The 13,028-nt window shown below is 67.3% G+C and carries 8 protein-coding genes; 4 read left to right on the top strand and 4 right to left on the bottom strand.

All coding sequences use genetic code 11. The annotated features are described in order from the left end of the window. Positions 1-39: 39 nt before the first annotated feature. Entirely contained in the window at positions 40-2,925 is a 2,886-nt protein-coding gene (locus ACZLIF_RS05855; protein ID WP_128989424.1) for an autotransporter outer membrane beta-barrel domain-containing protein, read from the bottom strand. A 430-nt stretch (positions 2,926-3,355) separates the two neighbouring features. Between ACZLIF_RS05855 and ACZLIF_RS05850 the strand changes: the two genes are divergently transcribed. The 4 genes from ACZLIF_RS05850 to treA all read left to right on the top strand — a co-directional run bounded on the left by ACZLIF_RS05850 (position 3,356) and on the right by treA (position 9,294). Next, the gene (locus ACZLIF_RS05850) at positions 3,356-3,835 is read left to right on the top strand and encodes an RNA polymerase sigma factor (protein ID WP_229765781.1); all 480 of its coding nucleotides are present in this window, start codon (positions 3,356-3,358) and stop codon (positions 3,833-3,835) included. Continuing rightward, positions 3,832-4,800 (top strand): FecR family protein, encoded by a 969-nt coding sequence (locus ACZLIF_RS05845; protein WP_128989422.1) that lies wholly within the window; start codon positions 3,832-3,834, stop codon positions 4,798-4,800. Before ACZLIF_RS05850 ends, ACZLIF_RS05845 begins: the two co-directional genes overlap by 4 nt. Before the next feature lie 14 nt (positions 4,801-4,814). Next, positions 4,815-7,601: a TonB-dependent receptor plug domain-containing protein gene (locus ACZLIF_RS05840; RefSeq protein ID WP_128989420.1), complete on the top strand. Its 2,787-nt coding sequence runs from the start codon at positions 4,815-4,817 to the stop codon at positions 7,599-7,601. A 73-nt stretch (positions 7,602-7,674) separates the two neighbouring features. Next, positions 7,675-9,294, top strand: coding sequence for an alpha,alpha-trehalase TreA (treA, locus tag ACZLIF_RS05835; protein WP_128989418.1), 1,620 nt, complete (start codon positions 7,675-7,677; stop codon positions 9,292-9,294). Here treA and ACZLIF_RS05830 read toward each other — a convergent pair whose 3' ends face one another. From ACZLIF_RS05830 to ispH, 3 genes are all read right to left on the bottom strand, one after another. Then, the gene (locus tag ACZLIF_RS05830) at positions 9,295-9,960 is read right to left on the bottom strand and encodes a lysoplasmalogenase (protein ID WP_128989417.1); all 666 of its coding nucleotides are present in this window, start codon (positions 9,958-9,960) and stop codon (positions 9,295-9,297) included. Further along, positions 9,957-11,840 (bottom strand): M61 family metallopeptidase, encoded by a 1,884-nt coding sequence (locus tag ACZLIF_RS05825; protein WP_128989415.1) that lies wholly within the window; start codon positions 11,838-11,840, stop codon positions 9,957-9,959. Before ACZLIF_RS05825 ends, ACZLIF_RS05830 begins: the two co-directional genes overlap by 4 nt. Before the next feature lie 223 nt (positions 11,841-12,063). After that, positions 12,064-13,014, bottom strand: coding sequence for a 4-hydroxy-3-methylbut-2-enyl diphosphate reductase (gene ispH, locus ACZLIF_RS05820; protein WP_053516117.1), 951 nt, complete (start codon positions 13,012-13,014; stop codon positions 12,064-12,066). Between the last annotated feature and the right edge of the window lie 14 nt (positions 13,015-13,028).

Genomic DNA, 13,028 nt, shown 5'->3' with positions numbered 1-13,028 from the left:
GGCACCGGCGATGCGGGCATCGCCGGTGCCGCCGGCCACTCAGAACCGGTAACCCAGGCCCAGCTGCACACCATTCTGCAGCTGGCCGTCGCGGCGCTCGCCCACATAGTCGACCATCACCGACAGCCGCTCGCTGGCCCGGCTGGTCACACCCAGGTTCCAGCTCAGCACCTGCTCGCCCACCGTCTGGCTGTCGCTGCCGAACACCAGGTCCGGCGCCGCCGCAAAGACGGTGCTGTAACGGGCCTGCGTATCCCCCAGCTCCTTCTGCCACACCACCCGCGCCCGCGGGGTGATGCGCTCGCCGTTGTTGCCCTCGAAGGTCTTGAACAGCTGCAGGCCTGCACCGACCCGGATGCTCTCCAGGCTGCCGCCACGCCCGGCCAGCGCCGCCACGCCCTGCCCTTCGTTGAACCGCGTCGCGGAGGTGCGCGCGTAGTCCACCACCGGCAGCAGCGGCTGGATCACCACGCCCTTGCCGCGGGTGAAGGAGAACGCATGTTCCACCCGCGCGGAGATCGCATCGTTGCTGTACTTCGCACGCAGCGGGTCCTGCAGGCCCTCGATGCCGGCGATGCTGCGCCGGGTGTCGTGGCGCAGGTCGGTGTAGCGCACCGCCGCGGACAGGTAGCCGCGTGAGTAGATCGCGTCCAGGTAACCGCCCACATCCAGCGCACGCACGTCGCCGGTGAAGCGGGAGGCGCCACGGGCCTTGGTCGACATGTCCGCGGCCGCCACGCTTACGCCCAGGCCGACACGGTCATCGGCCAGGCGCGCATCGGCACCGACCACGATGCCGCCCACGGTATGGCTCATCCCGGCCACGCCGGCATCGGCATCGATGCGGCCATGGCTGGCGAAGCCACGTGCCCAAAGTCCGTGGCCACGCTGGCCATCACCGCTGGCCCCCGCACCTGCTGCCGTCGGCTCGACCAGATGCATTGCCAGCTGGTTGAACAGGGTGCCATGGCGCATGCCCGGCTGTGCCGACATCGACTGCGCGACCTGCGCGGCCAGGCCATCGGCATCGCCACCGGCACTGCGCATCGCCGCCTGATGCTGCTGGACCACGTTGCCGATGCTGCCCAGCAGGGCGTTGTCGGCCAGGCGCAGGGTGGCGTGCGCATCGCCACGCAGCGCACCGGCCTGCTGCGCGACCACGTCGCGGTCGGCAAACTGCAGTGCGCCCAGCAGCGGCTTCAGGCCACTGTCATGGCGATCGGATGCAGCTCCCAGCACACGCCCCAGGTCATCACCGGACGGGCCGTTGGCGAACAGATCCCACTGGTCGAAGCCCGGGTTGGCGGTCAGCCACAGACCGTCGGCCGTCTGCCTGACATTGAAACTCAACAGCGAGTTGTGGCGCGGACGGAACACCTCACCGCCGCTGATGCTGGCGCTGTAGCCAGTGTCGCCCAGCCGCACGACCTCCTGGAAGCCATCCTGGTAGATCGGGCCTTCAACCAGATCGCGACGGAAGTCCTTGCTGTAATAGCCCTGCGCCACGTTCAGTTCAAGGAAGGCGCCCTTGGAGATCACCAGCGCGCCATCGAGCACTTTGTTGGTGGACGGGTCGAAGAAATTACCCACGCGCACGCGACCACCGGCACTGCCGCCGCTCTCGGTCACGTCGAACAGCACTTTGCCGCCGGGCATGACGTTGACGTAGCCATGGGTGACCAGATCACCTCCGCGCGGCATCAGCGTGCCGAACACGCGCAGGCGGTTGAAGCCATCCTCGCGCCAGGACGGGCCGGTGCCACCCAGCAATGCAGTGCTGTCCATCGCGGTGCCCGCCACGTCGCCGTGGCCGACCAGCATGCCCGCACCGAGCACACGCACTTCCGGGGCACGCAGGGCGCCACCTTCCAGGGCGATGGTGCCATTGTCGACCAGCATGAAGTCCGCACCGGTGGTTGCGGACGAGCGCCAGACAGCGCCATTGGCAATCCGGATCACGCCCATCGAATCGTCCAGCGTGGACGCGCCCAGATCGCCCAGCCGAAGCTTGGACAGCAGCAGGGCCTGCACGCCGGGATCGCTCAGATAATCCTGCACCGAACCAGCGCCGATGCCCTGCGGACCCGTGCTGGAAAGGTTGTAGATGGTCAGTGCGTAGGAAAAGTACGCCGACGGTCGATCGGTGCTCCAGCGCGCGAAATCATCATCGACGAACGTCTGCAGCTGGCGTCCCGTCCGCAGGTAGCCCGGATTGATGTCACCGGTGACGTCCGCAATGACATTCAACGTATCGCCCGGATCACGATAGCCGGTTGCGGTGATGATCCGGTTGCTGTGAATGTCCTGCCCAGGGAACGACTCCAGCGCGCTGCCGCTGCCATCCGGATCGAACGTGACCGACGTACCGGGGGTGCGCGCAGGATCGCGGAACACCAGCAGGCCGTTGGGCTTGACCACTTCGTACATCGCCTTGTGCAGCAGCCCAGCATCCATGCCGCCGCCATAGTTGCCGGTGTAGATCTGGGTCATGCGCGGCGACGGCTCGTAGATCACATTGCTGCCGTTGTTGGCCGCATGGATCTCCACCGAATCGACAATCGGCAGATCACCGGCAAGATAGCGCTCCACGCCCCCGGACTGCATGATCGAGCAGGACGAGATGCAGTGGCCCGATACGATGGTGTTCAGGCCGGACGTGCGGATCACCCCCTGCAGCCACTCGCCGGCAATCAGCGCGCCACCGTTGGAGGTGCGCAGCACCACCTCCCGGATCGGCCGCCCCTCGGCCTGCGCCTTGGCCAGCAGCGCCGGCAGCGAAACGACGTCGGCGAAGGTGACGCCACCGCTGAGGAAGATGCGGTCTCCCTGCACGTGATAGTTCATTGCCATGGCGTCATCAGCCTTGACCATGACGCCAACACCTATCAGGCCGGCCAGGGCCAGACTCAACTTGGACTGCTTCATACCGTTCTCTCTCCCCCCGCAACACGCGGACGGGAAGCTAAACGCCAGAGCGGGAGACCCTCCCCCGCTGCATGCCATGGAAAAGAATGAACGGATTCAGATCAAGTTGGCAGTCAAATCCGTGGCTGAGTTAGCGCTCTTGAACGCCTTTACAGGAGAAATACAGCCTCCGGCAAATTTAAAAACGCAGAAAGGGCGGTAACACCCCCAGTGGCCATCCGAGTGAAAGGTGAACGAATTCATGATCGACACGTGCAGGCCGGCGGCTCTTCCCCATCCGGTCATCGTCGCGTAAAACTCGGTGGCGCCCCCTCTCAATCGTTGCCCGAGGCCAGCCCTGTCCGCTTCGTCCCCCCTGATCCATCGCGCACCGGATCCGCCTGGGCCTCCGGACGCCTTCATCACGTTCGTAAGGGAAGAGCGCGCGCCGTTGTGCACTTTCCTGCGTACCCGTGGGGTGGGCCCGGAGGATGCGGAGGACATCGCCCAGGACTGCATGGAACGGTTGATCCGCTATCGCGCGCACGGCACCGAGGAGCTGCGCCTGCTGCTGTATCGTATCGCCCGCAACCGCCTGGCAGACCGCGGCCGCTCGCCGCAGGCGAGACCGCATCTGTCGCTGGCCGAGCGCGATGGCAGCGACGAGCCCTCCAGCACGTCAGCCGACCCGCTGCGCCAGGCCGAATCCGGGCAGATGCTCGCCCTGCTCCGGCAGGCCCTGTTCAAACTGCCGGAGCGCGCGCGCGAGGTGTACCTGCTCAACCGGATCACCGGGATGAGCTACACGCAGATCGCGCAGCACTGTGGCATCACCGCCAAGACCGTGGAAAAACACATCGCCCGTGCACTGCAGGGCCTGCGTCAGGAGCTGGGGCCACACCCGCTGCACAACGACAGGGACAACGAATGATCAGCACCCGGCACACGGAAGAGGCGGGAGTGTTCGAGCGCGCCAGCGCCTGGGTGGCGCGCCTGGAGGCACACGACTGCACGCCCGAGGAACGCGAGCGCTTCGAAGACTGGCTGGCGGAGGACACCCGCCACGTCAAGGCGTGGGTACAGGCCGAAACGCTCTATCAGCAGAGTGCGGGCCTGGCCCAGGATCCCTGGCTGCGCACGGCGGCGGCGCGCGCCGCGCATCCGGCCCGGCGCCGCTGGCTGCCCGGCGTCGCTGCTGCGGCGGCGCTCTGTCTGGCCATCGGCATGGGCTGGATGGTCGCCACCGATGGCAATCCCACGCCCCGCATCTATGCCAACGACAGCCTTGCTCCCCGCCAACAGACGCTGGCCGATGGCAGCTCCGCCATCCTGGACGCAGGGACCACGTTGACCGTGCGCATGGGCTGGCGCCATCGGGAACTGGTCCTGGAGCAGGGTCGGCTGCAACTGCAGGTGGCACCGTCGCGCAAGGCCCTGCGCGTGCAGGCAGGCAATAGTTCGATCCGCGATATCGGAACCACCTTCCAGGTGGAGCGCCTGCGCGACGGCCATGTCGAGGTCGCCCTGCTGGAAGGCGCAGTGGAGGTCACCAGCGGCAGCGCGCAGCACACGCTGGCACCGGGTCAGCAGCTGCAGGTACTGCCCTCCGGACGGATCCAGCCGGGCCCTGCGCTCGCCTCGACCGAAGCGGCTGAGGCCTGGCTGCAGGGACGGCTGGTGTTCGATGCCACTCCCCTGGCGACCGTGGTCGAACGCATGAACCGCTACGGCCGCACGCAGATGGTGATCGCCGATCCGGAGATCGCCAATCTCGCGGTCAGCGGCACCTTCCGTGCAGGCGACGCAGAGGAACTGCTGTCTGCGCTGGAGCTGGGATGGTCCGTTGCCGGCCAGGCGCGTCCGGATGGCGCGCTGGAACTGCGGCGTACCTACTGAGGAGAAAGGCGGTGATGGCAGGACCGGGCGCGCTGCAGTGGGGGCTGCTCCGGGGGCTGCTGTGGGTCATGTTCGGCGCTGCCAGCGCCGCGCCGGCCCACGCCGGCCAGCAACCCGCCAATGTCGACTACCACATCGCACCCGGCCCGCTGGCACCGGCACTGCAGCAATGGGCACGCCAGAGCGGCATCGCCCTGGTATTCGACGCCCGCGAGCTGACGGGCCTGCACACCCCCGGCGCCGACGGCCGACAGGCACCGGCGATCGCTCTCAAGCAGCTGGTCTCCGGGATGCCGGTGAACATCCTGCGCACACCCTCGGGGGCGTTCGTCATCCGCCGCGTCGCTGCTTCTGCCGCGCCTCCTGCACGTGCCCCGGCCGTGGCGTCGCCCAAGCCGCTGCCCGTCGCGCTGGCCCCTGCGCAGGTGGAACTGGCACCGGTACACGTCACCGGCAGCCGCCTGCCGCGCACCTCCGTGCAGACGACGCTGCCGATGACGATCATCGATCGCGAAGACATCCTGCGCAGTGGCTACGGCAGCCTGTTCGACCTGTTGCGGCACCTTCCCGGCATGAACGGCCACCCGGCGATGACCACGTCGCGCGGCGGCGATTCGCAGTATCTGCCGGTGGGCGCTGCAGCCACCACCAGCCTGGATGGCATGGGGCCGCGTGCGACGCTGTTCCTGGTCAACGGCCGGCGGTTGCCACGCTATCCGATGGTGTCGCTGGAACAGGGAGGTCTCACCGATCTGGGCGGCATTCCCCTGAGTTTCATCGAGCGCATCGAGCTTGTGCGCGGAGGCGCGTCAGCCATCTATGGTGCCGACGCGATGTCCGGTGTGGTCAACATCATCCTGCGCGAACAGGCCGAAGGCCCGGAGGCGACGGTGCAATCGGGCATCAGCAGCCGCGGCGACGCGCAGCAGAATCGCCTGCAGATCGCCAACGGCGGCGTACGCGAAGGGGGGGACCGCTGGTTCGCCGGCCTGGACCTGCATCGCATCGAGCACGTGGCCGGCGATCGCCGCGAGTGGCATGCGGAGACGTCGTTGTATCCGATCGGCGCGTTCTACGACGGCGCGTACATCCCCGCAGAACTCTGCGAAGGTCCCTTGATGCAGCGTGAGGATGGCTGCTGGTTCGACAGCGCGCGGCCGCGCTCGCTGCAGCCCGCGTCGGATACTGCCTCGGCCTACCTGCGTTACCGGCACGAGCGTGGCGAGGGACGCTACGCCTATCTGGAAGCACGCGGCAGTCACAATCGTCAGCGTTTCGATCTGGGGCCGACCGCCGTTGCCATCGGCCTGTACGGCATCACGTTCAACAGCGTGCTGCGCGAGGCCGGAAGCGTGCGCCCGCACGTGCGCGCCAGCGATGCCGACATCACCCTGGGTATCGGTCGCGAGCAGCAGTCACGCAGCTGGGATGCGGGCATCAGCGCGCAACGCAGCCAGGTCACCCTGGTCACGCCGGGCACCGTGCGCACCGAACCGCTGCTGCACGCCGCCGAGTCACTGGACTACCTTCCCGGCTTCACCTCGCTGCGTGCGGACAAAGCGCAACAGCTGTTCCCGTCGATCCGCAATCGTGGACGCACTGACCAGTGGCAGGGCTGGTGGGGCATGCAGCGGCAGCTGATGCAGTTGCCCGGAGGGCCGGCCCAGCTGGCCACCGGCGTCGATCTGCGCTACGAAGCATGGGCCTCGTTGCCCGATCCGTTGTTGATCCAGGGCGATCTGGCACTGGGCCTGCCCCAGCAGCAGCGACGCCTGTCACGTCGCAGCGGAGCCACCTATGCCGAGGTCGGCCTGCCGCTCAGCCGCTCGCTGCGCATGGACGTGGCCGCACGCTGGGACCGCGATGGCGATTACCTGGCGTTCTCGCCACGCGCGGGACTGCGTTGGAGTCCAACGCCCCACTGGTCGTTCCTGCTGACCAGCGGACAAGGCTACCGTGCGCCCAGCCTGTTCGAGCAGCGACGCCCCCCTGGCTACTTCGGCCTGGTCGCGCTGCCGGCCTCGCCGGGCCTGCCGCCCTGCGCACAGCCCGCGATCGACGGCAGCTGCCTGGTCAACGTGGAGGTCGCCGAGAACGACGCGCTGAAGGCGGAGCGTTCACGCAGCCATTCGCTGGCAGCCACGTGGACGCCCAACGACCTGTTCTCGCTGTCACTGACCCACAACATCGTCGAGCTGCGCAACGAGATCCTTGCCCTGAGGCCCACCGACGCGGCATGGAACCGCAGCACGTGGGAGCTGGATGACGAAGGGCGCCTGAGCAGTCTTCGCCTGTCATTCGACAACATCGGCCGCACGACGTCGCGCAATTGGGTAATGCGCGGCGAATACCGCGTCGACACCGATGACACCGGCCAGTGGCTTTTCTCACTGGACGCGCTGAAACAGCAGGCGCTGCGCCGCGAACGAGGGCAGGATGGCAGCGTGGATCTTCGCGGCCATGCCACGCCGGCAATGGCCGCGATCCTCACCGTGCAATGGCAGAACACGGCATGGGACGTGGCATTGCGCGGCAACCAGGTGGGACGCACGCGCGCCTGGCTGCCCGGTGCGGAATGCCCCGATGACCAGCGCGAGATGAACCATTGCATGAATCCACGGCAGCTGCGCTGGAACCTGCACATGGCGCGCAGGTTGGGGCCGCGGGTGATCGCCGCGCTGGACGTGCACAACGTGCTTGACCGGCAGCCGGTGAACTATCTGGTCGGCAACGGCGGACAGTTGCCGGGTTTGGATGATCCGCTGGGCCGCTATTTCCTGCTGACCCTGCAGTTCCGTTGAGGCCGCTGGCATCCACACGCGGGTGACACGGGCGGCGCGCTAGGGTGGGGCCACGCCCACCGTGAGGTACGTCATGCGTCCTTCGATCCGCCCGGTCGTCTGCGTACTGGCCCTGTTGCTCAGTGCCGGCGCGGCATGCGCCGACTCGCCCGCTTCGACCCCTGCGCCACCGGACCAGGCCTGGCAGCCGCTTTTCCAGCAGGTCCAGCGCGCGCATCTGTTCCCCGACCAGAAGACCTTTGCCGATGCTGTGCCGCGGCAGTCGCCGGCTGCACTGCTGGCTGACTGGCAGCGCGCGCAGCGACAGCCTGGCTACACGCTGCGGGCCTTCGTCGACAGGGCCTTCGACCTGCCCGGTGGGCCTGCGCCCTACGTCTCACCTGCCGGCCAGAGCCTGCGCGCGCATATCGAAGGCCTGTGGCCCGTGCTGACCCGGCAGTCCACGGCGGTGGATCCCCATGGCTCGCTGCTGCCGTTGCCGCACGCGTATGTGGTGCCCGGCGGGCGCTTCCGCGAGGTGTATTACTGGGACAGCTACTTCACGATGCTGGGACTGGCCTCCAGTGGCCGCTGGCCCCAGGTCCGCGCGATGGTCGACAACTTCGCGTGGCAGCTCGACCAGTATGGGCACATTCCCAACGGCAACCGCAGTTACTACCTGAGCCGCTCGCAGCCGCCGTTCTTCAGTCTGATGGTGACCCTGCTGGCCGCGCACGAAGGCGATCAGGCGTACCGCCGCTATCTGACACAGCTGCGCACCGAGCACGACTTCTGGATGCGGGGCGCCGATGGCCTTGCGCCCGGCCAGGCACGCGAGCGCGTGGTGCGCATGCCCAATGGCGACCTGCTCAATCGCTACTGGGATGCGCGCGCGGTACCACGCAGCGAATCGTGGACGGACGATCTGGCGACGGCGGCACAGGCACCGCAGCGGGCACCCTTACAGGTGTACCGCGACCTTCGCGCCGGCGCCGAATCCGGCTGGGATTTCAGCTCTCGATGGATGGACGACCCCAGTGCACTGTCCAGCATCCAGACCACGTCGATCGTTCCAGTCGACCTGAACAGTCTGCTGTACCACCTCGAGCAGACCATCGCCCGGGCCAGCCGCGTGGCCGGCGACCGCGCATCGGCCCGCGACTACTCGGCCCGGGCCGAGGCCCGACGCACGGCCATCAATCGCCTGCTGTGGGATGCGGCGCAAGGCTGGTATGCCGATCATGATCTGCGCAGCGGACAGCTGCGCCCTGCCCTGACCGCTGCCGCGCTGTATCCGTTGTGGTTGAAGATCGCCACCGATGAGCAGGCGCGACGCAGCGCCGACGCGGCCGAAGCACAATTGATGCGTGAGGGCGGCCTGCTGACCACCACCCTCGTCAGCGGCCAGCAGTGGGACGCGCCGAACGGGTGGGCACCGCTGCAGTGGGTGGCCGTCGATGGCCTGCAGCACTACGGCCAGGAGCGCCTGGCGCGGCAGCTGGGAGTGCGCTTCCTGCGCACCGTGCAGTCCGTCTACGATCGGCAAGGCAAGCTGGTGGAGAAGTACGTGGTCGATGGCTCCGCGGGCGGAGGGGGTGGCGGCGAGTATCCGCTGCAGGATGGCTTCGGCTGGAGCAACGGGGTAACACTGGCACTGCTGGATCGCCTGTGCCCGCGGCAGCGGACCTGCGAGAACGCGGGCGACGTCGAGTAGCTAGCGCACTGATCGTGCGATCGCGTACTGCGCCGCGTAGTAGGTGGACAGCACCAGCAGGCTTGCCAGCGGCAGGCCACCGCCGAAGCGGTCCCAGGCCAGCAGTGAATCGCTGGCGACGAACAGCAGGGCGCCGGCCGCTGCCCAGCGTGCGCTGCACGGTTCCGGCTCCGCCGCTTGGGGGCGCGCCCATACGCGTGCAAGCGCCAACACCGCCATCGACGCGAGCACCACCACGTATGCCATCACCGGGGTGCGCATCGGCGCCGGCAGATGTGGCCACAGCCCCATCACGTTGAGCACGGCGACTGCGCCCAGCAACACGGCGGCGGCGAGCAGCCCACGACCCGCGCGCAGACCATCGCGGAAGGCGACGATGTAGCAGAGGTGGGCCAGCAGGAACGCCAGCAGGCCGGGGACGAAGGCATCCATCGGCAGCATGAGCGCGATGTCGCCTGCGCACGAGAGCAGCATGCCCGCCAGCACCGCGCGCCGGTACGATGGCGATCCAGCAGGATGCACCTGCCATACCATCGCCGCGATCAGCAGGGTCGCTGCCGGCTTTGCCAGCCAGTGCAGCCAGCGGCCTTCGCCGGGCAGGAATGCACCGACGATGGCCAGCACCGCCAGCAGCAGGACCGCACTGCCGCCCAGGCGTGGTCTCATCGCGGCTTCCACAGCTCGGCCAGCTGATCCGGGCGGCCGGGAATGCGCTCCAGCACCGGATACTGCAGGCCACCGTGATAGTCGATCCGGATCGGCACGATGCGGTCGAACTGCTTGACCAGCAGAGTGATCGGCGCCTTGTTGGTGGAGGCAACGGCAACCGCGTCCTTCAACCGCTCGCTGCTGTACTCGCGGTCACCGATGGCGATCACCTTCATGCCCGGCGCCAGGCCTGCGTTGAAGGCGGGACTGTCCCAGATCACGTCGCCGACCACACCGCTGTCCATCACCGTCGCACCGAGCGAGTACGCCAGCAGCGCCGCCTTGGCGCGTTTTTCCTGTGCCTTGTAGGCATCGTTCGGCGCGTCGCGGTAGACCAGCTTCCAGCCGGCCAGTTCCAGACCGCCGGTCAGCGATCCGTGGCCGTCCAGGCGCTGCCGCAGGAAGCCGGCCCAGTCGTACGGAGCAATGGCGTTCAAGGTCGCCACCACGTCGTCGAACGTATACGGATTGACGTCCCAGTCACCGTTGCCTACGCCAAAGAAGGCACGGGCAAAATCATCCAGGCTGCGCCGGTTTCCGGTCAGCGCGCGCAGCCTGCCCTCCACTTCCAGCCACAGCATCTGGCCGCCGGAGTAATAGTCCTCGCTCATCTGGTAATTGCGATATGGCAGTGTGCGCCGCTGGGCGATGGTCGGGTCGTTGGTGGTGTCCTGCAGTGGCCGCCAGGCCAGTCCCGGGCGACCGCGATCATAGGTCGCCGCAACATTGGCCAGCATGTCGCGCGCCTGATCGGTGGACCACAACCCCGAGCGGGCGGCCAGCACCTGGCCCCAGAACTGGGTCTGGCCTTCGTACACCCACAGCAGGCTGTCACCCATCGGAACGTTGAAGTTGTCGGTTGCCAGGTCCGCGCCACGGCGATACTTGCCGTTCCAGGAATGCGTGTACTCGTGCGGCAGCAGGTCACGCATCCATGCCGAGTCATCCCACTCGGTGAAGTAGCCCGGCGCAGCGCTGTTCTCGCTGGAGCGATGATGCTCCAGCCCGATGCCGCCCAGTCGGTCGGTCAATGCCAGCAGGAACTCGTAATGGTCGTAGTGGCGCGCGCCGTACAAGCGGTCAGCCTGCTGCACCAGGGCGCGGTGCGCCTTGATCTGTGCCTCGGTCGGCTTCAGCGACTTCGCTTCATCGGCGAACACGTTCAGGTGCACCGGCGCCTTGGCGCCCGGGTCCAGATCGATGCGCTGGTAATGCTCACCGGCGAACAGCGGCGAATCGACCAGATGGTCGAAAGTGATCGGCTTGAACACCACCGTGTCACCGTCGCGCCGGACTGTTTCGAGCGCGGTGGCATAGCTCCAGCCCTTCGGCAGGGTCACGCTGGCCTGGGCCTGCAGATGGCGTGCATCGACCCCGGCCGGATACAGCGCGTTGGCGTTCCATTGCAGGTTGAGCATTTCCGGCGTCATCACCACGCGGCCCTGGTTGCCGCCCTGCGAGGACAGGAAATCGAACTGCGCCACGATCTCGCTGACGCCCTCCGGCACATCGACCTTGAACGCATAGACGTTGTACTGGTCGCGCTGCCAGGCCAGCGGCCTGCCATTGGCCGTGACGCGCAGGCCAGCGAGCTTGTCGATCGGGCCGGTGGGCGAATGGTTGCCGGGAATCCACTGCGGGTACAGCAGGGTCATCGGGCCGGGTTTTGCCGGCACGGTGGCGGTCACCTTGAAGATGCGCCGGGCCAGATCGCGCGCGTCCACGTCGATGCGCAGCAGGCCGTGCGCAGCGGCATCGGCCGGCGGCGGGCTCTGCGCCAGCGCGGGTGTGGCCGCCAGCGCGAACAGCACGGACATCACCAGGGCACGGGTCTTCATCGGGCGGCTTCCAACAGCGGAGAATCCTCCGATGCTAGGCCTGTGTGGTGCGCGGCCCCATGGCCAAAGGTCATGGGCGGGCTGCCCATCCGCGCATGCCCAAAAGCGTGCGAACCAAGGTTCGCACCCACCTTGTGCTGGTTTGCACCCACCAGAGCGGTTTTTGCACCCACCAGAGCGGTTTCAGTAGATCCACGCCGTGCGTGGACGAGGCCTTTCCCGGTCAGTCGATCAGGCGCAGGCGCAGTTCCTTCGGCAGCGCGAACACCATCGATTCCGGCTCGCCATCAAGCTCGGACACACTGCCCGCGCCCAGTTCGGCCAGGCGCGCAAGCACGCCATCGACCAGCACCTGCGGTGCCGACGCACCGGCGGTGACGCCGATGTGCTGCTTGCCCTGCACCCAGGCCGGGTTGATCTCATGGGCGCCGTCGATCAGGTAGCTCTCGACGCCTTCGCGCCGTGCCAGCTCGCTCAGCCGGTTGGAATTGGAGCTGTTCGGGGACCCGACCACCAGCACCAGATCGCAGCGCTTGGCCAGGTCACGTACCGCGTCCTGCCGGTTCTGCGTGGCGTAGCAGATATCGTCGTTCTTCGGCCCCTGCATGGCCGGGAAGCGCTCGCGCAGGGCGTCGATGATGCCGCGCGTATCGTCCACGGACAGCGTGGTCTGGGTGGTGTAGGCGAAGTTCTCGGGCTGGTTGATCTGCAGCGTGGCGACCTGCTCCACATCCTCCACCAGGTAGATCTGGCCGGTACCGGCTTCCTGGTTCCACTGCCCCATCGTGCCTTCCACTTCCGGATGGCCGGCGTGACCGATCAGCACCACGTCGCGGCCCGCACGGCAATGGCGCGCCACTTCGAAGTGGACCTTGGTGACCAGCGGACAGGTGGCATCGAATACCTTCAGGCCACGACGCTCCGCTTCCAGGCGCACTGCCTGGGATACACCGTGGGCACTGAAGATGACGGTGTTGTTGTCCGGCACCTCGTCCAGTTCCTCGACGAAGATCGCACCGCGCTGCTTCAGATCATCGACCACGAAGCGGTTGTGCACCACCTCATGACGGACGTAGATGGGCGCGCCGAGCGTTTCGATCGCGCGCTTCACGATCTCGATCGCACGATCGACACCGGCACAGAAACCACGCGGGTTGGCGAGCAGCACATCCATCAGTTCAATCTCCC

This window comes from Stenotrophomonas sp. 2201_Sma, assembly GCF_056486685.1.
The sequence above is the reverse complement of the archived record's forward strand: the minus strand, read 5'-3'. Positions and strand labels throughout refer to the sequence as shown.